Origin of the sequence: Pseudomonas sp. MF6776 (assembly GCF_016613125.1) — a bacterium.
GTDB lineage: Bacteria > Pseudomonadota > Gammaproteobacteria > Pseudomonadales > Pseudomonadaceae > Aquipseudomonas > Aquipseudomonas iridis.
Genome location: NZ_JAENSQ010000018.1, coordinates 15,910 through 40,735, shown reverse-complemented (window position 1 = coordinate 40,735; position 24,826 = coordinate 15,910). Strand labels below are relative to the sequence as shown.

Below are 24,826 nucleotides of genomic sequence, written 5' to 3'. Positions count from 1 at the left end.
TTGTAGGAGCTGTCGAGTGAAACGAGGCTGCTCCTGCAGGTGGGGGGGCTCAGTGGGCCCCGGCGGCTTTGTTGAGGTCGCCTTCGGTCCACTCGGTGTAGACGCAGGCGTCGGCGGTGGCCCAACGCACCCGCACCGCATCGCCGGCCTTGAGCGGCATACCCGCCGCCGACAACGCCTTCACCGTCATCGATGTGCCACCCGAAGTGACCACGCTGCAAGTCTGGCTCTCGCCCAGGAACAGCACTTCCACCACCTTCGCTGAAACTTCATTCCATCCCGCCGCCAACGGTTCATCGCTCGCCTGCTGCACGCTCAGCGCCAGCGCTTTTTCCGGGCGCACCATCAGCAACACATCCTGATCGGTGTGCAAACCGGCCGTCAGCCGAATCGACAACGATTGCCCCTCAAAACTCGCCGCCGCATTGCCCTGCGCCTTGAGCTTGAGGAAGTTCGAGTTGCCAAGAAACGACGCAACAAACGCATTCGGCGGATTCTGGTAGAGGTCATACCCGCTGCCCAAACCGACAATCTTGCCGTGACTGAAAATCGCGATGCGCTGCGACAAACGCATCGCCTCTTCCTGATCGTGGGTCACGTAGACGATGGTGATGCCCAGACGCCGATGCAACTGGCGCAGTTCATCCTGCAAGTCTTCACGCAGTTTTTTGTCCAGCGCACCCAGCGGTTCGTCCATCAGCAGAATGCGCGGCTCGTAAACCAGTGCACGAGCAATCGCGACCCTTTGCTGCTGGCCACCGGACAGTTGCGAAGGGCGGCGATGGGCGAACTGTTCGAGCTGCACCAGTTTCAACATCGCATCGACACGCCGTTCGCGTTCGGCAGTCGCGAGTTTGCGAATCGCTAACGGGAACGCAATGTTGTCGCGCACCGACAGATGCGGGAACAGCGAATAACGCTGGAACACCATGCCGATGTCGCGCTTGTGCGGCGGCACGTTGACCAGCGACTGACCGTTGACGAGGATCTCGCCGCTGCTCGGCGTTTCGAAGCCCGCGAGCATCGACAGCGTGGTGCTTTTGCCAGAGCCGCTGGAGCCGAGGAAGGTGAGGAATTCACCGTCCTTGATGTCCAGCGAGATGTTGTCCACGGCAGCAAAGTCGCCGTAGTGCTTGTTCAGGTTGCGCAGGCTGACCAGGGGTTTGTCGTTCTGCTGGGATGCGTCTTTGATCACGGCACTCATGTCGTACTCCTGGGCGCTCAGGCGCTGATTTGATTGCGCCGGCGCAGGGCGGCGGCGATCACCATGACCAATACCGACAGGCCGATCAGCAGCGTCGAAGCGACGGCGATCACCGGTGTCAGGTCTTGACGCAGGGTGGTCCACATTTTTACGGGAAGGGTTTGCAGCGTCGGGCTGGCCATCATCACGCTGAGCACCACTTCGTCCCACGAAACCAGGAAGGCGAAGAGGGCGCCGGCGACCATGCCCGGACGAATCGCCGGGAACGTCACCTTGAACACCGCTTGCAGGCGCGAGGCCCCACAGATCACCGCTGCGTCTTCAATCGACTGATCGAACAGCTTCAACGAGTTGATGATCGAGATGATGGTGAACGGCAGCGCGACGATCACATGGCTGACGACGAAGGCGAACATCGTCCCGGTGTAACCGAGCTTGAGAAACAGCGCGTACACCGCCACAGCGATAATCACCAACGGTACGATCATCGGCAGGGTGAACAGGCCATAGAGCATCTCGCGGCCGGGGAAGCGCCCGCGCACCAAGGCAAACGCCGTTGGCAAACCTAGGGCCACGGCGCAGATCGTCGTCAGTACCGCGACCTTGAGGCTGGCCGCTGCGGCGTTCATCCAGTCGGGGTTGGAAAAGAACTGGCCGTACCATTTCAGCGTCCAGCCCGGTGGCGGGAACACCAGCCACTGCGATGAACCGAACGACAGCAGCACGATAAAGACGATCGGCAACAGCAGAAACAAACCGATCAGCCCGGTGGTGGCGTAGAGGCCGAAACGCATGCGCCGGCTCATTGCGTTGGGAGTCAGGAGCATGTCGGCTTACCTCGCGTTACTGGCGCCAACCGGGGATTCCGGCTGAAGCTTCAGGTAGAAGTAGAACAGCACCAGCGTGATCGCGATCAGCAACGCGGCGCCGGCACTGGCCAGGCCCCAATTGAGGAACGATTGCACCTGCTGAATGATGAACTCCGGCAGCATCATGTTTTGCGCCCCGCCGAGCAGCGCCGGGGTGACGTAGTAACCGAGCGACATCACAAACACCATCAAGCCGCCGGACGCCAGACCTGGCCGGCACAGGGGCAGGAATACCCGGAAGAAGTTGGTCCAGGGACTGGCGCCGCAGATCGAGCCGGCCTGCAGGATCATCGGATCAATGGCCTGCATGGTCGCCTGCAACGGCAGCACGATGAACGGGATCATGATGTAGCTCATGCCGATCACTACGCCGGTGAGGTTATGCACCATTTCCAGCGGCTGATCGATGATGCCCATCGCCATCAAGGCTTTGTTGATCACCCCCGAAGCTTGCAGCAGCACCAGCCATGAATAGGTGCGAGCGAGGAGGCTGGTCCACATCGAGAGCAGCACGATGTTGAGAATCCAGCGCCCCCAGCCGCGCGGCACCAACGTGATCGCCCAGGCCAGCGGGAAGCCCAGCAGCAGACTGAACACCGTTACCAGCCCGGCCACCGAAAAGGTGTTGAGCAGCACGCGGGCGTACGCCGAGTTGGCGAACAGTTGTTCATAGTTGCCCAGGCCAGGCACAGGTTCCAGAACGCCGCGCAACAGCAGGCCAATCAGCGGCGCAAGAAAGAACAGGCCGAGGAACAGCAGCGCCGGGAGTAGGTTGCCGGCACCGCGCCAGCGTTGTTTGAGGGACTCGGCTTGCGGCATCGCAATCGCCTTTTTGCCTTCGGCCGAGCCGGCAGCGCGGGCGGCGCTCCCGGTGGCAGTGGAGGGACGGGACGCAGTGGCCGCCATTTTCATTTGACCAGCCATTCGTTCCACCGTGTCGCGATGGCCGGACCGTTCTTGGCCCAGTACGCGAAATCAAGAGTGATCTGATCCTTAGCGTAGGCAGTCGGCAGGTTGGGGGCCAGCGTCGAATCCAGACGCTCCACACTGTCGAGGTTGACCGGGGCGTAGGCAGTCAGGTTGGAGAAGTCGGCCTGGCCCTTGGCGCTGCTGGCGTTGGCCAGAAACTTCATCGCCGCGTCTTTGTTTTTCGAGCCTTTGGGAATGACCAGAATGTCGGCCATGACCAGGTTCTGTTTCCAGCTCACGCCAACCGGGGCGCCGTCCTCTTGCAGAGCATGAACGCGGCCGTTCCAGAACTGGCCCATGCTCGCTTCACCGGACGCCAGCAGTTGCTGCGACTGCGCGCCGCCGCCCCACCAGACGATGTTTTTCTTGATGGTGTCGAGTTTTTTGAAGGCGCGATCCAGATCCAGCGGATAGAGCTTGTCGGCAGCTACGCCATCGGCCAGCAGCGCCAGTTCGAGTACGCCGGGGCTTGGCCATTTGTACAGGGCGCGTTTGCCGGGGTAGGTCTTGGTGTCGAACAGGGCGCTCCAGTCCTGCGGCTTGTTGGCGCCGAGTTTGCTCTCGTTGTAGCCGAGAACGAAGGAGAAGAAGAACGAGCCCACGCCGTGATCGCTGACGAAACGCGGGTCGATTTTGTCGCGCTGGATAACGTTGAAATCGAGGGGTTCGAGCAGGCCTTCAGCTGCGGCGCGCAGGGCGAAATCGGCTTCAACATCGACCACGTCCCATTGCACGTTGCCGCTTTCAACCATGGCTTTGAGTTTGCCGTAGTCGGTCGGGCCATCCTGTACGACGGTGATGCCGCTGGCTTTGCTGAACGGATCAGCCCAGGCCTGTTTTTGCGCATCCTGGGTGCTTCCGCCCCAACTGACAAAATTCACGCTCTCGGCGGCCATCGCGGCCTGGCCGGTAACGCTGAGCAGTCCCGCAAAAAAGATCGCGGTTGCAGCTTTGTTCAACACCATTTTCACGCCCTCATTGTTGTGTTTTTGAGCGGGCTTGCGTTGTTGCCCGCCTGTCGGGAGCAGTAGATGGACGTTCGTGGAAGTGTCCGGTCTATGGAATATCATATTATGGTATTCCAAGTTTTGTGCAAGCACTTTGCCTGACCGGTTATCTTGCGAATCCGTTTTTGTTGAGTTCAGGGGGAATGGATTTGAAATGCAAAATCCTTGTGGGAGCGAGCCTGCTCGCGAAAGCGGTCAACCATTCAACATTTTAGTTCACCGACAAGACGCCTTCGCGAGCAGGCTCGCTCCCACATTGGGTTTGTAGTGGTTTCAGGTTATTCGGTGAAGGGGATGCTCTCTACCACTTCGAGGTCATAGCCGGTCAGGCCGGCGTATTTCAGTGGCGGCCCCAGATGCCGCAGTTTGCCAACCCCAAGGTTCTGCAAAATCTGCGCTCCGGTTCCCACTTCAGAATAGATCCGCGATTGCGAGCGGCTGAACTGTCGTGGCGGTTGAGTCAGTTGTGGAACCCGCTCCAGCAACGCCTGCGAAGACTCATGATTGGCCAGCACCACCACAACACCATGCCCCTCTGCCGCGACCCGTTGCAGCGCCGCCCACAGCGTCCAGTTGCTTGGCCCGCTGTAGTCGGCGCCGACCAGATCGCGCAGCGGATCGATCACATGCACGCGCACCAGCGTCGGTTCTTCCCGGCGCAAATCCCCCATGACCATCGCCATATGCACGCCGCCCTCGATGCGGTCCTCAAACGTGATCAGGCGGAACGTGCCATGCACCGTCGGTAAATCGCGTTCGCCAATACGTTCGATGGTGTGCTCGGTGCTCAAACGATGGTGGATCAGGTCGGCAATGGTGCCGATCTTGATCCCGTGCTGGCGCGCAAACACCTCCAGATCCGGGCGACGTGCCATGGTGCCGTCGTCGTTCATCACTTCGACAATGACCGAGGCCGGAGTAAAACCGGCCAGTCTGGCCAGATCGCACCCCGCCTCTGTATGGCCTGCACGGGTCAGCACGCCACCTTCCTTGGCGCGCAGTGGAAAGATGTGGCCGGGCTGCACCAGGTCTTCGGCGCGGGCGTCCTTGGCCACGGCAGCGGCAACCGTGCAGGCGCGGTCAGCGGCGGAAATACCGGTGGTCACGCCCACCGCCGCTTCAATCGACACGGTAAACGCGGTGCTGAACACGCTGCCATTGCTCGGCACCATTTGTTCAAGCCCTAGCCGCTGGCAATGTTCGTCGGTCAACGTCAGGCAGATCAGACCGCGTGCTTCACGGGCCATGAAGCTGATCGCCTCGGGCGTGCAACAGTCGGCGGCCAGCAACAGGTCGCCTTCGTTTTCCCGATCTTCGTCATCGACCAGCAAGACCATTTTGCCGAGGCGATAATCTGCGATGATTTCTTCGATGCTGTTGAAGGCCATGCTGGACTCTCAGTGTTTGTTGGAAATATTATTGGTATACCATAATACATAATCGACAAAGAGGTCACTATGAAGGCGTACTGGATTGCTCACGTAGACATTGCCGATCCCGACCACTACAGCCAATACACCCAGCGCGCGCCGAAGGCATTCGCCGAGTTTGGCGGGCGGTTCCTGGCCAGAGGTGGTCGCAGCGAGGCGATGGAAGGACGCAAGGCACCGCAGCGCAGCGTGGTGATCGAGTTCGATAGCTTTGAGAAGGCTGTGGCGTGCTACCACTCAGCGGCGTATCAGGAAGCGAAAAGTTACCGCGAGGAATGGGCGAGGGCGGAAATCATCATTGTCGAAGGCGTTGCCCCAATCTAAATCACACCACACAACTATGTAGGAGCTGCCGAAGGCTGCGATCTTTTGATGTTGTTTTTCAAAAAAAGATCAAAAGATCGCAGCCTTCGGCAGCTCCTACAGGGACTACGTTGTCTGGGGATTAGCGGATGAAATGGATCTTGCCGCTGTCATCATTGCCCACATAGATCCCGTAAACCCCGGCCTGGCGTTCCTCGATATAGCGTTCGAGGATCTGCCGGATCGCCGGGTAATAGATCTGCTCCCACGGGATGTCCTCGGGGGCGAAGAATTTATAGTCGAGGGTTTCCGGCCCGAACTCGCCGGTGATCTCCAGCGCGATGGCGCGGAAAATGATGTACACCTCGCTGATCTTCGGCACGCTGAAAATCGAGTAGGGCGAGAGGATTTCCGCGCGCACGCCGCTTTCTTCCCAGACTTCACGCAGCGCGGCCTGCTCGGTGGTTTCGCCGCTTTCCATGAAGCCTGCGGGCAGCGTCCAGGTGCCCGGGCGCGGGGGAATTGCCCGTTGGCACAAGAGGTATTTGCCGTCTTGCTCAATGATGCAGCCGGCAATGATCTTCGGATTGACGTAGTGGATGAAGCCGCAACCGCGGCACATCAGGCGCTCGTGCGTATCGCCCGGCGGTACCTGCTGACCGAGATCAGGTCCACCGCACTTTGGGCAAAAGCTCGGGCTGAACATGTCAGTGACCTATACGGGGTTCTTTGAGCGGGATGGGCAGGGTGATCGGTGGCGTGCCTTTGACAGCGATGCCGGTTTCTTCCTGCTTGCGCTTGAGGTAGTCGAGCGCAACGGCAGCGGCAGCGCGAACGTGGTCCACGCAAGCCTGATGCGCCAGCAGCGGATCGCCGCTCTTGATCGCCTCGACCATTTTTTCCATTTCCTGGTTACTCGCGCCGCGACGGTTTTCCTGAGACACCGAGGTCGCGCGCAGGTAACTGATGCGTGCCTGCAACTGACGCAATTGTGTGGCCGCGACGTGGTTGCCTGAACCTTCCAGCAGCACATCGTAGAAACCTTGTACCGAGTCGATCACTTGCTGCAATTCGCCGTCCTTGAGCGCCTTGCGGTTCTCATCGAGGGCTTTCTCCAGCGCTTTGATGTCCTTGGCTTTGGCGCGCAAGGTGAACAGCTGCACGATCAGGCCTTCCAGCACGCAACGCAGTTCGTAGATATCGACGGCATCGGCGAGGGTGATGATGGCGACGCGTGGGCCCTTGGCATCGGCGAACTCCACCAGGCCTTCGGATTCGAGGTGACGCAAGGCCTCGCGTACCGACGTGCGGCTGACGCCCAGGCGATCGCACAGATCGCGTTCGACCAGGCGGTCGCCCGGCAGAAGCTGGAAGTTCATGATGGCGCTTCGCAGTTTATCCAGCACGATTTCGCGCAGGGTAACGGGGTTGCGATTGACCTTGAAGCTGTCGTCGAGTGGCAGGCGTTTCATGGGGTCCGCTCTTTACTATGGCTGTCCATGCCAGACGGGCATCAAAACAGCCGAGGGGTTAACTGGAGGCCTCGGCGTCGGCGTCGGCAAAGGCTTCGCGGGCCAGCCGGAAACTGTCCACGGCCGCCGGGACGCCGCAATAAATGCCGACTTGAAGCAGAATTTCGCGTATTTGCTCACGACTCAGGCCGTTACGCAAGGCGCCACGCACATGCAGCTTGAGTTCGTGCGGGCGGTTGAGCGCCGAGATCATCGCCAGGTTGATCATGCTGCGTTCCTTGAGCGACAAACCCTCGCGACCCCAGACATGGCCCCAGCAGTATTCGGTGACCATTTCCTGCAAGGGGCGGGTGAAGTCGTCGGCGTTCTCTATTGAGCGTTGCACATAGGCTTCGCCCAATACCTGAGTGCGGATCTTCAGGCCTTTTTCATATTTTTCGTTACTCATAAATCCTCCAATCACCACAGATCCCTTGTGTAGGAGCTGCCGAAGGCTGCGATCTTTTGATCTTGCTCTTAAAAATCAAAGTCAAAAGATCGCAGCCTTCGGCAGCTCCTACAGGGGATTGTGTGAATCCGTCAGGCCAAGGTTGGTAGGGGACCCAGCTTGCCCTTGTGATAAATCATCGGCGTCACCGGTTGTGCCGGCAGAATCAGATTCTTCACCGCGCCAACGATGATCGCGTGATCGCCACCATCGTATTCGCGCCACAACTCGCACTCGATGATCGCCGTAGCCTTGGCCAGAATCGGGTTGCCCAGTTCGCTCAAATGCCACTCGATGTCTTTGGCCTTGTCCTTGCCTTTACCGGCAAAGGCGTAGGCCTCGGCAGTCTGCTCGGCTGAGAGCAGGTGAATGGCGAAGCGCTTGCTGTCGCGCAAGATCGGGTAGGTGTCGGAGGCGTAGTTGGGGCAGAACAGCACCAACGCCGGATCAATCGACAGGGCGCTGAAGGCGCTCGCGGTGATGCCGACGATGCCGCCATTCGGGTCGAGGGCGGTGACCACCGTGACGCCGGACGGAAACGAGCTCATCACGTCTTTATATATGCCGGGTTCGATCATGTCGCAGGTCTCCTAGCGCATCACAAACGGATCAGGCATTGGCGCCTGAGAAAGGTTGATCCACACCGTTTTCAGTTCGGTGTAGGCCAGCACCGAATCGATACCGCTTTCGCGTCCATAGCCACTGTTCTTGAAGCCGCCGATCGGTGCCATCGCCGACACCGCACGGTAGGTGTTGACCCAGATGATCCCCGATCGCACATCCCGGGCCAGACGATGGGCACGGCCCAGGTCACGGGTCCAGATGCCGGCGGCGAGACCGAACTGTGAGTCGTTGGCAATCGCCAGCGCTTGGGCTTCATCTTTAAAGCGAATGACCGATGCGACAGGGCCGAAGACTTCTTCCTGCATGATCTTCATCGAATTGCTGTCGCACTCGAATAGTGTCGGCTCATAGAACCAGCCGTCACCGAGCCCTGTTGGGCGCTTGCCACCGGTACGCAAAATCGCACCTTCGGCGAGGGCATCGGCGACCAGACCTTCAACCACCGCGAGCTGCTGCGCGGTGGCCATCGGGCCCATTTCACTGCAGTCTTCCTGCGGATTGCCAATGCGAATGCGCTGGGCGCGCTCCACCAGTCGACTGACGAACTCGTCGTAGATTTCGTCCTGCACCAACAGTCGCGAGCCGGACACACAACTCTGACCGGATGCCGCGTAAATCCCGGCAATCGCCCCGTTGATCGCGCTGTCGAGATCGGCGTCGGCGAAGATGATGTTCGGCGATTTGCCGCCCAGTTCCAGCGACAGCTTGGCGAAGTTCTCGGCACTGCTGCGCACCACATGTCGTGCCGTGGCCGCGCCGCCGGTGAAGGCGATCTTGCGGATCAGCGGATGACGGGTGAGGGCGGCGCCGGTGCTCGGGCCGTAACCGGTGACGACGTTGACCACGCCCGGCGGGATCCCGGCTTCGAGGGCCAGGCGCGCCAACTCAAGGATGGTCGCCGAAGCATGTTCGGACGGCTTGATCACAATCGTGTTGCCGGCGGCGAGGGCCGGGGCGAGTTTGATCGCAGTCAGATAAAGCGGGCTGTTCCAGGGAATGATCGCGGCGACCACACCCATGGCTTCGTGAACCGTGTAGGCGAACAGTTCCGGCTTATCCAGCGGCAAGGTGCCGCCTTCGAGCTTGTCGGCAAGCCCTGCGGTGTAATGGAAAAATTCTGGCAGATAGCTGACCTGACCACGGGTTTCGCGGATCAGTTTGCCGTTGTCGCGGCTTTCCAGTTGCGCCAGGTGCTCCTTGTTCTCAGCGATCAAGTCACCGAGACGACGCAGCAATTTGCCGCGCGCCGTGGCGGTCAGGCCACGCCATGCCGGGCTGTCGAAAGCGGTTTGCGCCGATTGCACGGCGCGCTCGACATCCGCTTCATCGGCGTCGGGCAGCTCGGCCCAGGCTTGGGCCGTGGCCGGGTTGAGGCTTTCGAAAGTCTTGCCGGAGAGGGCATCGACCCATTCTCCGCCGATGCACATCTGGAAGCGTGCGAGCGTCATGCAACGATCCCCTTTATTTGATTTTGTCGGGAGTGCGCGAATTCGAGAAATTCCAGCAATGTCTGGTTGACCAGACGCGGCGACTCTACGGGCATCATATGCCGTTGCTCGGGCAGCACGGCAACCTTGGCACCGGGGATGCGCAGGGCCAGTTGTTCGGCCATCTCCGGGGTCGAGCCCGGATCGAGCTCACCGGTGGCAATCAGCGTCGGCGCCTGAATGCTGCCCAGGTCGTCGGCGCGATACATGTCTTGCGTGGCGAACAGCTCGTAAGTGGTCAGGTAACCCTGCGGATCATTGTTGGCCAGGGTTTGCCGCAACGCGGCGATCTGCGCCGGATTCGCCGCCTGATATTCACGGCTGAACCAGCGTGAAAGCGCCGCTTCGGCATTCGCGTCGGGCCCGTGTTCGGCGGCTTGCGCAGTGCGAGCGATGACGCCGGCGCGCTGCTCTTCGCTGCGGTTGAACACGCTGTTGAGCACCACCAGGCTTTGCAGGCGCTGTGGGTAATGCAGGGCAAATGCCCGCGCCACCAGTCCGCCCATGGAAAAACCGATCACCGCCGCCTCAGGCAAGTTCAGGTGATCGAGCAGCTCCAGCAACTGGTCGGCATAACCGAGCAGGTTGGTGCCGCTGGCCGGTCGCGGACTCGCGCCATGGCCAAGCATGTCGTAGGCGATCACCTGATATTGGCTGGCGAGGCCGACAATCTGGCCGCCCCACATTTCTTTGTTCAGGCCCACGCCGTGGATCAAAACCACGGGCTGGCCTTGGCCGGTCGCCAGGTAACTGGTGCCAGCCGGGGTGAGTTCAGCGGTGAGCCGAATCATGGAGCGCTCCTGCTTGCCTTTTTTATTGTGATTACTGGGCTTTTTCGGCGGCCAGTTCTTCCAGATCGATGTAACGGTTACCGATGCGCGGGTGCAGACGACCACCGTCGGCGCAACCCAGCACGACGACGATTTCATCGGCACGCGGCGCGTCTTCGATCTGCATTTCCAGGGTGATGTAGTGCGAACGCAGGCCTTCGTCGTCCTTGTGCATCATCGGGATCTGAATCGAGGTACCCGGGCCGCCGCGCTTGTTGGTGAAGCTCAGGTAGCTCTTGGCCTTGACCGCTTCGCGGTAGTGGTTGCCGAAGCGCAGGGTGTGGATCACGGCGGAGGCGTGCTCGATCTCGCCATCAGCGCCGACCACAGCGGCTTTGCCGTAGGCCTCGATTTTTTCTGCGCCGCCAATGATCCCGACCAGACGCTCGACCATCAACGCGCCGAGATCGGAGCAGTTGGCGCGGATCTGCGGCTTGAGGTCTTCCACAAAGCCGTTGCCCACCCAAGGGTTTTTCATCACCACGGCGAGGCCAACCATGGTCACTGGCTTGTCGGTGGCTTTGCCGCCTTCGATGAAGGTTTCTTCGACATAGCTGACGATCTTGCGAATTTCGAAACTCATGAGCTGCTCCGGTGGGGGATTGAGAGTGTCTTCCCGTCTGATGGTATACCATAATATCTGTCGTGCAAGTCCTCCTTGCGAGTTTTGAATCATCTATCCGGCGAATGGCGGTGCATTCAGCCGCCGCCCCACATCCCCAATTCTCCTCAGGCCCCTGTGGGAGCGAGCCTGCTCGCGAAAGCGGTGGGTCAGCCAATAAAGAGGGTGCCTGTCACCCCGCATTCGCGAGCAGGCTCGCTCCCACAATGGAAATCACTGGCAGCAGAAGCCTGTGTGCGGTTAACAAAAGATAACGTGGCGCCGATTGTCAGACGTTTCCAAAGCCCGATAGGATGAGCCAGCTTCCGAAGGGGCTCTGGATTGCGGGTTTCAGGACTATGCTTCTGACCAGCGCTCGCTCGAACACCCTTGCGGCGCCCTTTAAGGCCAAATGGCCTAACAATAATAAATAGGGGAAGGTCTATGAGTCGTTGCCGCCCGCCGGCGTTACGCAACACCGCGTTGCTGGCCACAGCACTCTCGATGCTGGGCTTTGCCATATTGTCGGCACCTGTGATTGCCGCCCAGGCTCCAGCCGATGTGGTTTATGCCACCGAATCAGCCAAAGCCGCGAAAAGCCTCATTCTTGACGTCGTCCACGCTGGCGCCCGTTTGGTCGCCGTCGGGGATCGCGGGCACATTCTGTATTCCGATGACCAGGGCAAGACCTGGACGCAGGCCAAGGTGCCGAGCCGGCAGTTGCTGACGGCCGTGTATTTTGTCGACGACAAGCACGGCTGGGCGGTCGGCCATGACGCGCAGATTCTCGCCAGCGAGGACGGCGGCCTGACCTGGACCAAACAATTCGAAGACCTCAAACGCGAATCGCCGCTGCTCGACGTCTGGTTCAAGGACGCCAACAGCGGCTTTGCCGTGGGCGCTTACGGCGCGCTGCTGGAAACCACCGATGGCGGCAAAAACTGGGAAGACGTCAGTGACCGCCTCGACAACGAAGACCAGTTTCACCTCAACGCTATCGCTGCAGTGAAAGACGCCGGGCTGTTTATCGTCGGCGAGTCGGGCAGCATGTTTCGCTCCGCCGACGAGGGCCAGACCTGGGAAAAACTCGAAGGCCCATACGAAGGCTCGCTCTTCGGCGTGATCGGCACTGCTCAACCGCAGACGCTGCTGGCTTACGGCTTGCGCGGCAACCTCTACCGCTCGAGCGATTTCGGCAGCAACTGGGAACAGATCGAGCTCAAAGCCGCGCGCGGAACACTGGAATTCGGCCTTTCCGGCGCTGCCTTGCTCGACGACGGCTCCATTGTCATCGTCGGCAACGGCGGTTCGGTGATCAGCAGCAGCGATAACGGCGAAACCTTCAGCGTGTTCAACCGCCCGGATCGCATATCCCTGTCGTCGGTCACCGCCGCCGGCAATGGCAACCTGATTCTGACCGGGCAGGGTGGCGTCCACACCACGCTGCCGAACGGCGCCGAGATCAATAATAAGAAGGCGGGGCTATGACTTCCTTGAACACACAAAACCAGGAAAAGGCGACGGTCCTCGAACGCCTGATTTTCAACAACCGCCCGGCTGTGATCCTTATCTGCCTGGTGGTGAGCATTTTCCTGTTCTGGCAGGCCACGTTGATCCGGCCGTCCACCAGTTTCGAAAAAATGATCCCGCTGCAGCATCCGTTCATCGAGAAGATGATGGAGCACCGCAACGATCTGGCGAACCTGGGCAACACCGTGCGGATTTCGGTGGAAGCCACCGATGGCGACATCTTCTCCAAGGAGTACATGGAGACCCTGCGCCAGATCAACGACGAGGTGTTTTACATCTCGGGCGTTGACCGCTCTGGGCTGAAGTCGCTGTGGAGCCCCAGCGTGCGCTGGACCGAAGTGACCGAGGAGGGTTTCGCCGGCGGTGAGGTGATTCCGCAGAGCTACAACGGCTCGCAGGACAGCCTCGATCTGCTGCGCAACAACGTGCTCAAGTCCGGTCAGGTCGGCCGTCTGGTGGCCAACGACTTCAAGTCGAGCATCGTCGACATCCCGCTGCTGGAGTCCTACCCGGACCCACAGGATCAGGGCAAGTTGCTGGCGCTGGATTACCGCAAGTTCTCCCATGAGCTCGAAGACAAGATCCGCAACAAGTTCGAAGCACAGAACCCGAACATCAAGATCCACATCGTCGGTTTCGCCAAGAAGGTCGGCGACCTGATTGACGGTCTGGTGATGGTGGTGCTGTTCTTCGGCATCGCCTTCGTGATCACCCTGATTCTGCTGCTGTGGTTCACCAACTGCGTGCGCAGCACCATCGCCGTATTGAGCACGACGCTGGTGGCGGTGGTCTGGCAACTCGGCTTGATGCACTTCTTCGGCTTCGGACTCGATCCGTATTCGATGCTGGTGCCGTTCCTGATTTTCGCCATCGGCATCTCTCATGGCGTGCAGAAGATCAACGGTATCGCTCTGCAATCCAGTGAGGCGGACAACGCGCTTACGGCTGCACGACGCACCTTCCGGCAACTGTTCCTGCCGGGGATGATCGCGATTCTCGCGGATGCGGTGGGCTTCATCACGCTGCTGATCATCGACATCGGTGTTATCCGTGAACTGGCCATCGGTGCGTCCATCGGTGTGGCGGTGATCGTGTTTACCAACCTGATCCTGTTGCCGGTCGCCATCTCCTATGTCGGCATCAGCAAACGCGCTATCGCCAAGAGCAAAAAGGACGCGAACCGCGAACATCCGTTCTGGCGCCTGCTGTCGAACTTTGCCAGCCCGAAAGTTGCACCGATCTCCGTAGCCCTGGCGCTGGTCGCCTTCGGTGGTGGCCTCTGGTACAGCCAGAACCTGAAAATCGGCGACCTCGACCAAGGCGCGCCGGAGTTGCGTCCTGATTCGCGCTACAACAAGGACAACAACTTCATCATCAGCAACTATTCGACCAGTTCCGACGTGCTGGTGGTGATGGTCAAGACCAAGGCTGAAGGCTGCTCACGCATTGAAGCCATGGCGCCGATAGATGAGTTGATGTGGAAGATGCAGAACACCGAGGGCGTGCAGTCGGCGATCTCGTTGGTGACTGTGTCCAAGCAGATGATCAAAGGCATGAACGAGGGCAACCTGAAATGGGAAACCCTGTCGCGCAACCCGGACGTGCTGAACAACTCGATTGCCCGTGCTGATGGTTTGTACAACAACAGTTGCTCGCTTGCGCCGGTGCTGGTGTTCCTCAACGACCACAAGGCGGAAACCCTTGATCGTGCGGTACATGCGGTGCAGGAATTCGCCAAGGACAACAACAAGGACGGCCTGGAATTCATCCTTGCTGCGGGTAACGCCGGCATCGAAGCGGCCACCAACGAAGTGATCAAACAGGCCGAGTTGACCATCCTGATCCTGGTGTACATCTGTGTGGCGGTGATGTGCATGATCACCTTCCGTTCATGGGCGGCGACCTTGTGCATCGTGCTGCCGCTGGTGCTGACTTCGGTACTCGGCAACGCGCTGATGGCGTTCATGGGCATCGGTGTGAAAGTGGCGACGTTGCCGGTGGTGGCGCTGGGCGTGGGTATCGGCGTCGACTACGGGATCTACATCTACAGTCGTCTGGAAAGTTTCCTGCGTGCCGGTCTGCCGTTGCAGGAAGCCTATTACCAGACCCTGAAATCCACCGGTAAAGCGGTGCTGTTCACCGGTCTGTGCCTGGCCATCGGCGTGTGCACCTGGATCTTCTCGGCGATCAAGTTCCAGGCCGACATGGGCCTGATGCTGACCTTCATGCTGCTGTGGAACATGTTCGGTGCGCTGTGGCTGCTGCCGGCACTGGCGAAGTTCCTGATCAAGCCAGAGAAACTGGCGGGGCAGAAGGGCAACTCGCTGTTTGCGCATTGATCTGAAGGGCTGAAATGAAAAAGCCGCAACCTTAGGGTTGCGGCTTTTTTTGTGGATCAGGATCTTTTGACTTTGCTTCAAGAAAGCTCAGCCCCCAACACAACACTCAACGCACTGCGCGCATCATCCAGCTGCACCAACGTTGCATGCCGAGCACCCAGCGCATCGCGATTTTCAATGGCCGTCAAAATCGCCTTGTGCCGCGGCAACGCGAATTCATGCAGGTTCGGCCGCTGATTCGAATGCTTCAGCGCCTCGGCAATCGCCACCGACAGCATGTTGCAAAGGTTTGCCAACAAATCATTGTGCGTCGCATCGGCAATCCGGCTGTGAAAGTCCAGGTCCGGTTGCAGCAGTGCTTCCGGCGTCGGCGCCGCTTCCATGCGTTGGTAGGCTTCGCCGATTGCGGCAATGTCGGCATCGGTCGCATGCTGGGCGGCGAGGGCGGCGGCGGCAGGTTCGATGATGCTGCGCACGCTGGTCAGCACGTTGAAAAACTCATTCTGCGGGCTGCTTTGCATCAGCCAGTGCAGCACGTCCGGGTCGAGCATGTGCCATTCGCGGCGCGCCTTGACCACCGTGCCGACGCGCGGCTTCGAATACACCAGACCCTTGGCCACCAACACCCGCGTGGCTTCGCGCAACACCGGCCGGCTGACCGCGTACTCCTCGCACAACAAGGCTTCGGCGGGCAGTTTGTCATCGGGCAAAAAGCGTCCGGAGACGATCTGCTTGCCCAATTCCTGGACAATGCGCGAGTGCATGCTTTTGCGGTCGGAAGGTTTACGGTAATCCATGGGGGGCGGCGCGATCCTGAGCGATGGAGATGCCGCGCATCATAGCAGGCACGGCACAATCTTGAGGCAGACACAGAAACCAAATGTGGGAGCGAGCCTGCTCGCGAAGGCGGCATATCAGTCAAATAGATGTCGACTGACACTCCCTCTTCGCGAGCAGGCTGGCTCCCACAGGGGACGGCGGTGTTAGTGAGAGTGGCGGGGTACTTCCGCCCCACGGCAACCGACCAGGAAGTCAAAGTCACAGCCCTGATCCGCCTGCAGCACATGGTCGATGTACAGCTGACGATAACCGCCCACCAGCAATTGTTGCGGTGGTTGCAGATCGGCCATGCGCGCCGCCAGTTCGGCATCTGGAATGTCCAGGTGCAAACGGCCAGTGGCGCAATCGAGCTCGATCCAGTCGCCTTCCTTCACCGTGGCCAACGGCCCACCGGCTGCCGCTTCCGGCGCCACGTGCAAAACCACCGTGCCGTACGCCGTGCCGCTCATCCGCGCATCGGAAATGCGCACCATGTCGGTCACGCCTTGTGCCAGCAGCTTGGCCGGTAGGCCCATGTTGCCGACTTCGGCCATGCCCGGATAACCCTTCGGCCCGCAGTTCTTCATCACCAGAATCGAGTTGGCATCAACATCCAGTTCCGGATCATTGATTCGCGCTTTGTACATGTCGAAGTTCTCGAACACCACTGCACGACCACGATGCTGCATCAGTTCGGCGCTGGCGGCGGACGGCTTGAGCACCGCGCCCAGTGGCGCGAGATTACCGCGCAGCACGCAGATACCGCCGTCGGCACGAATCGGATTGTCGAGCGTGCGGATCACTTCGTCTTCGCCATAGATCGGCGCGTCCTTGGTGTTCTCGCCGATGGACTTGCCGTTGACGGTCAGGGCATTCGGATGCGGAATCAGGTTGGCTTCACCCAGGCGACGCAGTACGGCTGGCAAGCCACCGGCGTAGTAAAACTCTTCCATCAGGAAACGCCCGGACGGTTGCAGATCGACGATGGTCGGCATGCCGCGGCCGATGCGCGTCCAGTCATCCAGATCCAGCTCGACGCCAATGCGCCCGGCGATGGCTTTCAAGTGAATCACAGCGTTGGTCGAACCACCGATGGCAGCGTTGACGCGAATCGCGTTTTCGAAGGCTTCCTTGGTCAGGATCTTCGACAGTTTCAAATCCTCCCGAACCATCTCCACCGCCCGCATGCCGGACATGTGCGCCAGCACATAACGCCGCGCATCCACCGCTGGAATTGCTGCGTTGTGCGGCAGCGAAGTGCCCAGTGCTTCGGCCATGCACGCCATGGTCGACGCCGTGCCCATGGTGTTGCAGGTGCCCGCCGAACGCGACATTCCGCCCTCGGCCGCGAGGAAGTCGTCAATGGTGATGGTGCCAGCCTTGACCTGTTCGCTGAGTTGCCAGACGACGGTGCCGGAGCCAATGTCCTTGCCCTTGTGCTTGCCGTTGAGCATCGGCCCGCCAGTGACGACGATGGCCGGCACGTCGCAACTCGCTGCACCCATGAGCAGCGCCGGAGTGGTTTTGTCGCAACCGGTCAGCAGCACCACGCCGTCAATCGGGTTACCGCGGATCGCTTCCTCAACGTCCATGCTCGCCAGGTTGCGGGTGAGCATGGCGGTCGGGCGCAGGTTGGATTCGCCGTTGGAGAACACCGGGAATTCCACCGGGAAGCCACCGGCCTCGATCACCCCGCGTTTGACGTGCTCCGCGATCTGGCGGAAATGCGCGTTGCACGGGGTCAATTCCGACCAGGTGTTGCAGATGCCGATGATCGGCTTGCCATGAAACTGGTGGTCGGCGATGCCCTGATTCTTCATCCAGCTGCGGTACATGAAGCCGTTCTTGTCGGCCGTGCCAAACCATTGGGCGGAGCGCAGGGTGGGTTTCTTATCAGACATGATCGATTCTCTTATTGTATGACTATAGTGTTCCAGCGATGGCCTAACATAAGCTCAAATTCGGCGGTTTGGAAGTGTTGTTGGGTAATTAGTAATACTATATAGTCGTTTTCGACGGAGGGATGGCCCTGGCGGTTTTCCGCGAGAGGCGTCCCCCGAGGTTCTATAAAAACAACAATCGGAGACCGATCTCATGAGCCAGGAATTGCGCCTGATACGGCGCATCACACTGAAACTGATTCCCTTCCTGATCCTGCTGTACCTGATCGCCTATGTGGATCGCTCCGCCGTCGGCTTCGCCAAGCTGCACATGGGCGCCGACATCGGCATCGGCGATGCAGCCTATGGCCTCGGTGCCGGGCTGTTCTTCATTGGTTATTTCCTGTTCGAAATTCCCAGCAACCTGATGCTCGAACGCTTCGGCGCACGGCGCTGGTTCGCGCGGATCATGATCACCTGGGGCGCGATCACCATCGGCATGGCTTTCGTCCAGGGCCCGCACAGCTTCTATGTCATGCGCTTTTTGCTCGGCGCGGCAGAGGCGGGGTTCTTCCCCGGGGTTCTCTACTACATCACCCAATGGTTCCCGGTGCGCCATCGCGGCAAGATCCTCGGGCTGTTCATTCTTTCGCAACCGATCGCCATGATGATCACCGGTCCCGTGTCCGGCGGTTTACTGGGCATGGACGGCATTCTCGGCCTGCACGGCTGGCAGTGGCTATTCATCGTCATCGGCACCCCGGCGATCCTGTTGACCTGGCCGGTGCTGCGCTGGTTGCCTGACGGTCCGCAACAGGTGAAGTGGATGGATCAGGCCGAGAAAGACTGGCTGACCGGTGAGCTGAAAAAGGATCTGCAAGCGTACGGCCAGACCCGTCACGGCAATCCTTTGCATGCGCTGAAAGACAAACGCGTGTTGCTGCTGGCGCTGTTCTATCTGCCGGTGACCCTGAGCATCTACGGCCTCGGTTTGTGGCTGCCGACGTTGATCAAACAGTTCGGTGGCAGTGATCTGGTGACCGGATTCGTATCGTCGGTGCCGTACATCTTCGGGATCATCGGCCTGCTTATCATCCCGCGCAGTTCCGATCGCATGAACGACCGCTACGGACATTTGGCGGTGTTGTATGTGCTGGGCGCGATTGGCTTGTTCCTCAGTGCCTGGCTCTCGTTGCCGGTGGCGCAACTGGCGGCGCTTTGCCTGGTGGCGTTTGCGCTGTTTTCCTGCACGGCGGTGTTCTGGACCTTGCCGGGGCGGTTCTTTGCTGGCGCAAGTGCGGCGGCGGGGATCGCGCTGATCAACTCGGTGGGCAACCTCGGCGGCTACATCGGGCCGTTCGTGATCGGGGCGCTGAAGGAACACACGGGCACTCTGGCTTCGGGGTTGTACTTCCTGTCGGGGGTAATGGTGTTTGGTTTGATTTTGACTGGTGTGGTGTATCGCGTGCTGGAGCGTAAACACGTGTTGCCGGCTGACCAGTTTGCCGCGAGCGCCCGCGGGGCTACGCGCACCTGACACGTCCCTGTGGGAGCTGGCTTGCCAGCGATGGCGGCGGCACATCCAACATTGATGTGTCTGACAGATTGCTATCGCTGGCAAGCCAGCTCCCACAGGGATCTGCGGTGTTTTTGAAGGAATAGGAGAAAAACATGCATCTGGTTCAATTCGAATTGAGTAACGGCGAACGCCGCGTCGGCGTGGTCGAAGGCGCTGTGGTGCGCGAAGTGCAGGCCGCCCGCAGCGTGCGTGATCTGGCCCTGGCCGCCATCGAAGCCGGCGGCACTCTGGAGCAGCAAGTCAAAACCCTCGGCCTGGGCAGCAGCCACGACTATGCGCAATTGCTCAAAGACCTGCGCATTCTGCCGCCGCTCGATCACCCGGACCCGGCGCACATGCTGGTCAGCGGCACCGGTCTGACGCATCTGGGCAGCGCCTCGGCCCGCGACAAGATGCACCAGCAGGCCGGTGACGAAACCGCGATGACCGACACCATGAAAATCTTCAAATGGGGTGTCGAGGGCGGTAAGCCGGCGGCGGGGCAGGCCGGTGTTCAGCCGGAGTGGTTCTACAAGGGCGACGGCAGCATCGTCGTGCGTCCCGGCGAAGCGTTCCCGTTGCCGCCGTTTGCCGAAGACGCTGGTGAAGAGCCGGAAATGGCCGGCCTGTACATCATCGGCCACGACGGCAAGCCGTATCGCCTGGGGTTCGCCGTAGGCAACGAGTTCTCCGATCACGTCATGGAGCGCAAGAACTACCTGTACCTGGCCCACTCGAAATTGCGCAGTTGCAGTTATGGTCCGGAACTTCGCGTCGGTGAGCTACCCCAACACCTTGCGGGCACCAGCCGCATCCTGCGTGACGGTGAAGTGCTGTGGCAGAACGAGTTCCTCAGTGGCGAGGCCAACATGTGCCACAGCCTGGCGAACCTCGAATACCACCACTTCAAGTACAGCCAGTTTCTGCGCCCGGGCGACGTGCACATTCACTTTTTCGGCACCGCGACCTTGTCGTTCGCCGATGGCATTCGCACCCAACCGGGTGACGTTTTCGAAATCAGCCAGGCCGAATTCGGCGCACCGCTGATCAATGGCATCGCCCCGGTTCAGGCCGTTTTCGAACCGGACAGCATCGGCACCCTTTAAGGAGATCCCATGACTCAGATTCTCGGTCACAACTACATCGGCGGTCAGCGTAGCGCTGCCGGCAACGTCAAACTGCAAAGCGTTGACGCGACGACGGGCGAACAACTGCCTCACGACTTCATCCAGGCCACGGCCGAAGAAGTTGACGCCGCCGCCAAAGCCGCCGCTGCCGCCTACCCGGCCTATCGCAGCCTCAGCGCTGAGCGTCGTGCGCAGTTTCTCGACGCGATTGCCGATGAACTGGATGCGCTCGGTGATGATTTCGTCGCCGTGGTCTGCAGTGAAACCGCGTTGCCGGCTGGGCGCATTCAGGGCGAACGCGGTCGCACCAGCGGCCAGATGCGTTTGTTCGCCAAAGTGCTGCGCCGTGGCGATTTCTATGGCGCGCGGATCGACCTGCCGTTGCCGGATCGCCAGCCATTGCCACGTCCGGATCTGCGTCAGTACCGCATCGGCCTCGGTCCAGTCGCCGTGTTCGGCGCGAGCAATTTTCCACTGGCATTTTCGACTGCTGGTGGCGACACCGCATCGGCACTCGCTGCCGGTTGCCCGGTGGTGTTCAAGGCGCACAGCGGTCACATGGCCACGGCCGAACTGGTGGCTGATGCACTGATTCGCGCGGCGGAAAAAACCGAGATGCCAGCGGGTGTTTTCAACATGATCTATGGCGGTGGCGTCGGCGAGTGGCTGGTCAAGCATCCGGCGATTCAGGCTGTCGGTTTCACCGGTTCGCTCAAGGGCGGACGTGCGTTGTGCGACATGGCTGCGGCACGCCCGCAACCAATCCCGGTGTTTGCCGAGATGTCGAGCATCAACCCGGTCATCGTCTTGCCGCAGGCGCTGGCCGCTCGCTCGGAAAGCGTCGCTCGCGACCTCACCGCGTCGGTCGTGCAGGGCTGCGGTCAGTTCTGCACCAATCCGGGTTTGGTCATCGGTATTCGCTCGCCTGAGTTCAGCGCATTCGTGCAGCAGGTTGCAGGTTTGATCGGCGACCAACCGGCGCAAACCATGCTCAATGCCGGCACCCTTGGCAGTTACGGCAACGGCTTGCAGAAGCTGCTCGCGCACCAGGGCATCGAACATCTGGCCGGCAACCCGCAGCAGGGTAATCAAGCGCAGCCGCAGCTGTTCAAAGCGGATGTCAGCCTGTTGATCAACGGCGATGAAGTGCTGCAGGAAGAAGTCTTCGGCCCAACCACGGTGATTGTCGAGGTGGCCGATCAGGCGCAACTCAGTGCCGCATTGAACGGTTTGCACGGGCAGCTCACGGCGACGATCATCGGCGAGCCGGCGGACTTCCAAGCGTTCGCGGAGTTGACGCCGCTGCTGGAACAGAAGGTCGGGCGCATCCTGCTCAACGGCTATCCGACCGGTGTCGAGGTGTGTGATTCGATGGTCCATGGCGGCCCGTACCCTGCGACGTCCGATGCCCGTGGCACTTCGGTCGGCACACTGGCCATTGATCGCTTCCTGCGTCCGGTGTGTTTCCAGAATTACCCGGACAGCTTGCTGCCGGAACCGCTGAAAAACTCCAACCCGTTGCGTATCCAGCGCCTGGTGGATGGCAAGCCTTCGCGCGAAGCGTTGTAAGGCAACACGCATAACCTGTGGGAGCTGGCTTGCCAGCGATGACTGCGGCACATCCAACATTGATGTGTCAGACAGATTGCTATCGCTGGCAAGCCAGCTCCCACAGGGATCTGCATCGACAATAAGCTATCATTCGCTCTTTCCCCCCTAGAAAGACTGTTCACCATGACTGCCCAAACCCTTCTCAACGCCCTCGAACACTGCGGTATGGTCGAAATCGACGGCCTGCACGCTTTCGAATTCGCCCTCGATGAAGACGACAATCTGCACATCGAATGCATTGATGGCCGAGCGGCCAAGCATTGGGAATTCACGCCGGCGCAGGTCGCTGCAGCCACCTTCGATGATTCTCTGCAGAGCTGGTTGATCGTCGGTTATTTCAATGAGACCAAAGCTATCGGCGAACACCGCCTGGTCTGCCACGGCGACGTCGTCAGCAGCAGCGACGACGAGGATGAAACTGATGAAAATGCGTAAATTCTGGCCGTTGCTGATGGCCGGCAGCGTCGGTGCAATGGGCCTTTCCAGCGCATCCGCTGAAAGCTTCCAGCTGCTGGTCGGCTCTTACACTGCCGGCGCCAGCCAAGGCATCTATCGGATGAGCTTCGATAGCGCCACCGGTCAGATCGAAGCCAAACCACTGCAAGTGGTGAAAAGCGAAAACCCGTCGTGGCTCACTCTTTCCAAAGACCAGAAACGCTTGTTCGTGGTCAACGAAAATGGTCCAGGCCAGACTGATCCGGTCGGTCGCGTCAGCAGTTATGCGATTGATCCGAAAACCCATGCGCTTAGCCTGATCAATCAAGTCCAAAGCCTGGGCAACGAGCCGACCCATTCAAGCCTCAGCCATGACGCCAGCCATTTGTTCGTCAGCAACTATTCGGTGATGGAAGACCCGGGCGGCACCCTGGCGGTGTTGCCGGTAGGCGCAGACGGCAAACTCAAACCGGTGGTGCAGATGAGCGCGCACCCGGCGAGCCGGGTCAATCCCGAGCGTCAAGCGTCGAACCATGTGCACTCGACGGTCTCTTCGCCGGACGGCCGTTACGTGTTCTCCAATGATCTGGGCGCGGACAAAGTCTTCATCTACCAGTTCGATCCGAAGGCCAACGCGGAGCTGCCGCTGACACCGGCGAAAACCGCTGCCGTGCCTATGCCAGCGGGCAGTGGTCCGCGTCACCTGCTGTTCAGCGCCGATGGCAAACACGCCTGGCTGACCATGGAAATGAGCGCTCAAGTCGCCGTATTCGATTACAACGATGGCGTGCTGACCCAGACGCAATTGGTTGATCTGGCGGCTGGCCAGCCGACCTCGGACAAGGCTGCCGCTGCTTTGCATGCCAGCGCTGACGGTAAATTCCTCTACGTCAGCAACCGTGGCACCGCCAATCAGTTGGTCGTGTTCAGCATTGATCCGGCCACCGGCCAGCTCAAGGAACTGCAAAAACGCTCGGTGGACGGTGATCACCCGCGCGAATTCAGTCTCGACCCGAGTGGCAAATTCCTGCTGATTGCCAACCAGAAGAGCAACGAGATCGTCGTCGTTGAACGCGATGGCAAGACCGGCCTGCTCGGTAAAACCGTGCAGAAACTGCCGATGGATGCGCCCAGCGATCTCAAGTTTGTAGTGCGACAATAAGCCACAGGCCCCGATTCACGGGGCCTGTCTCTATGTATTAATCGCGCTGATAACTGCTACTGTTACAAAGCATTTCAAGCGATCAACCCTCGAGCGTTAAGTTGGCTCCACAGCCCAACCGGGCAAGCAAGCCAACCGAACACGAGGGTTACCACCATGAACTTCAATCTCTTCTCCGTCATCGCCGCTTCCGCCATCTCCGCCACCGTGGTTCTGCCAGCCAGTGCCAACGTCGAGATCAACGGCAAAAAATCCCACGCCCAGAGCTACACCCAGAAATATCTGCAACAGAGCGCCAACTTCTACGCCGCGCTGGATCACAAAGCCCAGCATTGAAATTCCCCGTTCCCGAGAGATATACGATCTCTTGTAGGAGCTGCCGAAGGCTGCGATCTTTTGATCCTCAACGTCAAAAGATCGCAGCCTTCGGCAGCTCCTGCACGTTTGTGGGTGCGAAAAATCCTCGTGTAATAGGTTTTATTCAACACCGAAATAGACTGGCTTAATGATCAACGAAGCTGATGTTCACTATGGGAAACCCTGAGTGGTTGCCACAGCTTTTTTGATCGATTCTGTGGGCATCGAAACATGCCCACGGGAGAACACCATGGCCAGCACAATCATCTCTTCTGCCAAATTCGGCGCCTACCTGGCCATCGGCCTTTACCTGGCGCTGGTGCTGATCGTCAGCATCTCATCGCAGATGGAACACAGCTTCGACGCACCGATTCAGGTCGCAAGTCCCGGTATTCAGTTCGAACACCGCTCGCAAAGCGTGGTGGTCGACCCGGCGGAACTCGCAGGAGTCGGCGGCGCATGAAAGGCTACAGGCTTTGGGTTATCGCCAGTCTCGCATTGATGACTAACGGCGCATCGTTGCTGGGTATTGGTCAAGGCTCGGTGGGAGCGCTGGCGCGGGCCATCGAGGCCAATCACAACATCGCCCACGACATTGAGCGGGCGAATACGCTGGGGCTGCTGGCCGGCAATCCGCCGAGCAAGGCCGCGGCGAATTTCCTCGGGCCGTTCGAAGTGGATTGCTCGGCCCTCGGCATGTGCCAGGTTTTGGCCTGACCCCGTGG

General features: G+C 59.9%; 25 protein-coding genes. 11 read left to right on the top strand and 14 right to left on the bottom strand.

The window, feature by feature from the left end:
- Nucleotides 1–49: 49 nt before the first annotated feature.
- The 5 genes from JJD74_RS19815 to ribBA all read right to left on the bottom strand — a co-directional run bounded on the left by JJD74_RS19815 (nucleotide 50) and on the right by ribBA (nucleotide 5,437).
- The gene (locus tag JJD74_RS19815) at nucleotides 50–1,204 is read right to left on the bottom strand and encodes an ABC transporter ATP-binding protein (protein WP_042559519.1); all 1,155 of its coding nucleotides are present in this window, start codon (nucleotides 1,202–1,204) and stop codon (nucleotides 50–52) included.
- Between the two features lie 17 nt (nucleotides 1,205–1,221).
- Nucleotides 1,222–2,031 carry an ABC transporter permease gene (locus tag JJD74_RS19810; protein ID WP_047301679.1) on the bottom strand — a complete coding sequence of 270 codons (810 nt, stop codon included), beginning with the start codon at nucleotides 2,029–2,031 and terminating at the stop codon, nucleotides 1,222–1,224.
- Between the two features lie 6 nt (nucleotides 2,032–2,037).
- Nucleotides 2,038–2,985, bottom strand: coding sequence for an ABC transporter permease (locus JJD74_RS19805; protein WP_042559517.1), 948 nt, complete (start codon nucleotides 2,983–2,985; stop codon nucleotides 2,038–2,040).
- Complete coding sequence (locus JJD74_RS19800) at nucleotides 2,982–4,007, bottom strand: ABC transporter substrate-binding protein (protein ID WP_042559516.1); 1,026 nt, start codon at nucleotides 4,005–4,007, stop codon at nucleotides 2,982–2,984. The genes JJD74_RS19805 and JJD74_RS19800 overlap by 4 nt, the downstream gene beginning before the upstream one ends.
- A 320-nt stretch (nucleotides 4,008–4,327) precedes the next feature.
- A complete protein-coding gene (gene ribBA / locus JJD74_RS19795; RefSeq protein ID WP_115147072.1) occupies nucleotides 4,328–5,437 on the bottom strand; it encodes a bifunctional 3,4-dihydroxy-2-butanone-4-phosphate synthase/GTP cyclohydrolase II in 1,110 nt (369 codons plus the stop codon).
- 69 nt (nucleotides 5,438–5,506) lie between these two features.
- On the opposite strand from ribBA, the gene JJD74_RS19790 reads away from it, so the two are divergent.
- Nucleotides 5,507–5,803 (top strand): DUF1330 domain-containing protein, encoded by a 297-nt coding sequence (locus tag JJD74_RS19790; protein WP_200616610.1) that lies wholly within the window; start codon nucleotides 5,507–5,509, stop codon nucleotides 5,801–5,803.
- 121 nt (nucleotides 5,804–5,924) lie between these two features.
- On the opposite strand, the gene JJD74_RS19785 is transcribed toward JJD74_RS19790, so the two are convergent.
- The 7 genes from JJD74_RS19785 to JJD74_RS19755 form a co-directional block, all read right to left on the bottom strand.
- Complete coding sequence (locus tag JJD74_RS19785) at nucleotides 5,925–6,488, bottom strand: NUDIX hydrolase (protein WP_200616609.1); 564 nt, start codon at nucleotides 6,486–6,488, stop codon at nucleotides 5,925–5,927.
- Between the two features lies 1 nt (nucleotide 6,489).
- A complete protein-coding gene (locus JJD74_RS19780; protein WP_042559512.1) occupies nucleotides 6,490–7,254 on the bottom strand; it encodes a GntR family transcriptional regulator in 765 nt (254 codons plus the stop codon).
- Nucleotides 7,255–7,312: 58 nt separating this feature from the next.
- Entirely contained in the window at nucleotides 7,313–7,702 is a 390-nt protein-coding gene (locus JJD74_RS19775; protein ID WP_150598183.1) for a carboxymuconolactone decarboxylase family protein, read from the bottom strand.
- Between the two features lie 131 nt (nucleotides 7,703–7,833).
- Nucleotides 7,834–8,319, bottom strand: coding sequence for a flavin reductase family protein (locus tag JJD74_RS19770; protein ID WP_200616608.1), 486 nt, complete (start codon nucleotides 8,317–8,319; stop codon nucleotides 7,834–7,836).
- Between the two features lie 12 nt (nucleotides 8,320–8,331).
- Nucleotides 8,332–9,813: an aldehyde dehydrogenase gene (locus JJD74_RS19765; protein WP_200616607.1), complete on the bottom strand. Its 1,482-nt coding sequence runs from the start codon at nucleotides 9,811–9,813 to the stop codon at nucleotides 8,332–8,334.
- Nucleotides 9,810–10,643 (bottom strand): alpha/beta fold hydrolase, encoded by an 834-nt coding sequence (locus JJD74_RS19760; RefSeq protein WP_042559508.1) that lies wholly within the window; start codon nucleotides 10,641–10,643, stop codon nucleotides 9,810–9,812. The genes JJD74_RS19765 and JJD74_RS19760 overlap by 4 nt, the downstream gene beginning before the upstream one ends.
- 31 nt (nucleotides 10,644–10,674) lie before the next feature.
- Entirely contained in the window at nucleotides 10,675–11,265 is a 591-nt protein-coding gene (locus JJD74_RS19755) for an amino acid synthesis family protein (RefSeq protein ID WP_003225712.1), read from the bottom strand.
- Nucleotides 11,266–11,727: 462 nt separating this feature from the next.
- Here JJD74_RS19755 and JJD74_RS19750 point away from each other — a divergent pair, with 462 nt between their 5' ends.
- Together JJD74_RS19750 and JJD74_RS19745 are read left to right on the top strand one after the other, a co-directional pair.
- A complete protein-coding gene (locus JJD74_RS19750) occupies nucleotides 11,728–12,771 on the top strand; it encodes a WD40/YVTN/BNR-like repeat-containing protein (RefSeq protein WP_042559507.1) in 1,044 nt (347 codons plus the stop codon).
- Nucleotides 12,768–15,152 (top strand): efflux RND transporter permease subunit, encoded by a 2,385-nt coding sequence (locus JJD74_RS19745; protein WP_042559506.1) that lies wholly within the window; start codon nucleotides 12,768–12,770, stop codon nucleotides 15,150–15,152. The genes JJD74_RS19750 and JJD74_RS19745 overlap by 4 nt, the downstream gene beginning before the upstream one ends.
- A gap of 77 nt (nucleotides 15,153–15,229) precedes the next feature.
- On the opposite strand, the gene JJD74_RS19740 is transcribed toward JJD74_RS19745, so the two are convergent.
- Together JJD74_RS19740 and JJD74_RS19735 are read right to left on the bottom strand one after the other, a co-directional pair.
- Nucleotides 15,230–15,949, bottom strand: coding sequence for a FadR/GntR family transcriptional regulator (locus JJD74_RS19740; protein WP_042559505.1), 720 nt, complete (start codon nucleotides 15,947–15,949; stop codon nucleotides 15,230–15,232).
- A gap of 186 nt (nucleotides 15,950–16,135) precedes the next feature.
- On the bottom strand, nucleotides 16,136–17,872 hold the full coding sequence (locus JJD74_RS19735) for an IlvD/Edd family dehydratase (protein ID WP_042559504.1): 1,737 nt from the start codon (nucleotides 17,870–17,872) through the stop codon (nucleotides 16,136–16,138).
- Nucleotides 17,873–18,065: 193 nt separating this feature from the next.
- Between JJD74_RS19735 and JJD74_RS19730 the strand changes: the two genes are divergently transcribed.
- The 8 genes from JJD74_RS19730 to JJD74_RS19695 all read left to right on the top strand — a co-directional run bounded on the left by JJD74_RS19730 (nucleotide 18,066) and on the right by JJD74_RS19695 (nucleotide 24,818).
- Nucleotides 18,066–19,388 (top strand): MFS transporter, encoded by a 1,323-nt coding sequence (locus JJD74_RS19730; protein ID WP_200616606.1) that lies wholly within the window; start codon nucleotides 18,066–18,068, stop codon nucleotides 19,386–19,388.
- Nucleotides 19,389–19,522: 134 nt separating this feature from the next.
- A complete protein-coding gene (araD1, locus tag JJD74_RS19725; protein WP_042559502.1) occupies nucleotides 19,523–20,515 on the top strand; it encodes an AraD1 family protein in 993 nt (330 codons plus the stop codon).
- 9 nt (nucleotides 20,516–20,524) lie between these two features.
- Nucleotides 20,525–22,105: an aldehyde dehydrogenase (NADP(+)) gene (locus JJD74_RS19720; protein WP_200616605.1), complete on the top strand. Its 1,581-nt coding sequence runs from the start codon at nucleotides 20,525–20,527 to the stop codon at nucleotides 22,103–22,105.
- 165 nt (nucleotides 22,106–22,270) lie between these two features.
- On the top strand, nucleotides 22,271–22,582 hold the full coding sequence (locus JJD74_RS19715) for a DUF5629 family protein (protein WP_038368119.1): 312 nt from the start codon (nucleotides 22,271–22,273) through the stop codon (nucleotides 22,580–22,582).
- Entirely contained in the window at nucleotides 22,569–23,744 is a 1,176-nt protein-coding gene (locus tag JJD74_RS19710; RefSeq protein WP_042559500.1) for a lactonase family protein, read from the top strand. The genes JJD74_RS19715 and JJD74_RS19710 overlap by 14 nt, the downstream gene beginning before the upstream one ends.
- A 156-nt stretch (nucleotides 23,745–23,900) precedes the next feature.
- Entirely contained in the window at nucleotides 23,901–24,080 is a 180-nt protein-coding gene (locus JJD74_RS19705; RefSeq protein WP_042559499.1) for a hypothetical protein, read from the top strand.
- Nucleotides 24,081–24,351: 271 nt separating this feature from the next.
- Complete coding sequence (locus JJD74_RS19700) at nucleotides 24,352–24,564, top strand: hypothetical protein (RefSeq protein WP_200616604.1); 213 nt, start codon at nucleotides 24,352–24,354, stop codon at nucleotides 24,562–24,564.
- Nucleotides 24,561–24,818 carry a hypothetical protein gene (locus tag JJD74_RS19695; protein WP_042559497.1) on the top strand — a complete coding sequence of 86 codons (258 nt, stop codon included), beginning with the start codon at nucleotides 24,561–24,563 and terminating at the stop codon, nucleotides 24,816–24,818. The genes JJD74_RS19700 and JJD74_RS19695 overlap by 4 nt, the downstream gene beginning before the upstream one ends.
- The last annotated feature ends 8 nt before the right edge of the window (nucleotides 24,819–24,826 follow it).

What these genes read in the sequence shown, in the direction of transcription:
- JJD74_RS19780 (WP_042559512.1), bottom strand. Translation starts at nt 7,254, where the DNA reads ATGAAACGCCTGCCACTCGACGACAGCTTCAAGGTCAATCGCAACCCC.
- JJD74_RS19695 (WP_042559497.1), top strand. Translation starts at nt 24,561, where the DNA reads ATGAAAGGCTACAGGCTTTGGGTTATCGCCAGTCTCGCATTGATGACT.
- ribBA (WP_115147072.1), bottom strand. Translation starts at nt 5,437, where the DNA reads ATGGCCTTCAACAGCATCGAAGAAATCATCGCAGATTATCGCCTCGGC.
- JJD74_RS19750 (WP_042559507.1), top strand. Translation starts at nt 11,728, where the DNA reads ATGAGTCGTTGCCGCCCGCCGGCGTTACGCAACACCGCGTTGCTGGCC.
- JJD74_RS19740 (WP_042559505.1), bottom strand. Translation starts at nt 15,949, where the DNA reads ATGGATTACCGTAAACCTTCCGACCGCAAAAGCATGCACTCGCGCATT.
- JJD74_RS19790 (WP_200616610.1), top strand. Translation starts at nt 5,507, where the DNA reads ATGAAGGCGTACTGGATTGCTCACGTAGACATTGCCGATCCCGACCAC.
- JJD74_RS19710 (WP_042559500.1), top strand. Translation starts at nt 22,569, where the DNA reads ATGAAAATGCGTAAATTCTGGCCGTTGCTGATGGCCGGCAGCGTCGGT.
- JJD74_RS19700 (WP_200616604.1), top strand. Translation starts at nt 24,352, where the DNA reads ATGGCCAGCACAATCATCTCTTCTGCCAAATTCGGCGCCTACCTGGCC.
- JJD74_RS19765 (WP_200616607.1), bottom strand. Translation starts at nt 9,813, where the DNA reads ATGACGCTCGCACGCTTCCAGATGTGCATCGGCGGAGAATGGGTCGAT.
- araD1 (WP_042559502.1), top strand. Translation starts at nt 19,523, where the DNA reads ATGCATCTGGTTCAATTCGAATTGAGTAACGGCGAACGCCGCGTCGGC.
- JJD74_RS19775 (WP_150598183.1), bottom strand. Translation starts at nt 7,702, where the DNA reads ATGAGTAACGAAAAATATGAAAAAGGCCTGAAGATCCGCACTCAGGTA.
- JJD74_RS19810 (WP_047301679.1), bottom strand. Translation starts at nt 2,031, where the DNA reads ATGCTCCTGACTCCCAACGCAATGAGCCGGCGCATGCGTTTCGGCCTC.
- JJD74_RS19800 (WP_042559516.1), bottom strand. Translation starts at nt 4,007, where the DNA reads ATGGTGTTGAACAAAGCTGCAACCGCGATCTTTTTTGCGGGACTGCTC.
- JJD74_RS19715 (WP_038368119.1), top strand. Translation starts at nt 22,271, where the DNA reads ATGACTGCCCAAACCCTTCTCAACGCCCTCGAACACTGCGGTATGGTC.
- JJD74_RS19805 (WP_042559517.1), bottom strand. Translation starts at nt 2,985, where the DNA reads ATGAAAATGGCGGCCACTGCGTCCCGTCCCTCCACTGCCACCGGGAGC.
- JJD74_RS19720 (WP_200616605.1), top strand. Translation starts at nt 20,525, where the DNA reads ATGACTCAGATTCTCGGTCACAACTACATCGGCGGTCAGCGTAGCGCT.
- JJD74_RS19730 (WP_200616606.1), top strand. Translation starts at nt 18,066, where the DNA reads ATGAGCCAGGAATTGCGCCTGATACGGCGCATCACACTGAAACTGATT.
- JJD74_RS19770 (WP_200616608.1), bottom strand. Translation starts at nt 8,319, where the DNA reads ATGATCGAACCCGGCATATATAAAGACGTGATGAGCTCGTTTCCGTCC.
- JJD74_RS19745 (WP_042559506.1), top strand. Translation starts at nt 12,768, where the DNA reads ATGACTTCCTTGAACACACAAAACCAGGAAAAGGCGACGGTCCTCGAA.
- JJD74_RS19760 (WP_042559508.1), bottom strand. Translation starts at nt 10,643, where the DNA reads ATGATTCGGCTCACCGCTGAACTCACCCCGGCTGGCACCAGTTACCTG.
- JJD74_RS19785 (WP_200616609.1), bottom strand. Translation starts at nt 6,488, where the DNA reads ATGTTCAGCCCGAGCTTTTGCCCAAAGTGCGGTGGACCTGATCTCGGT.
- JJD74_RS19755 (WP_003225712.1), bottom strand. Translation starts at nt 11,265, where the DNA reads ATGAGTTTCGAAATTCGCAAGATCGTCAGCTATGTCGAAGAAACCTTC.
- JJD74_RS19815 (WP_042559519.1), bottom strand. Translation starts at nt 1,204, where the DNA reads ATGAGTGCCGTGATCAAAGACGCATCCCAGCAGAACGACAAACCCCTG.
- JJD74_RS19735 (WP_042559504.1), bottom strand. Translation starts at nt 17,872, where the DNA reads ATGTCTGATAAGAAACCCACCCTGCGCTCCGCCCAATGGTTTGGCACG.
- JJD74_RS19705 (WP_042559499.1), top strand. Translation starts at nt 23,901, where the DNA reads ATGAACTTCAATCTCTTCTCCGTCATCGCCGCTTCCGCCATCTCCGCC.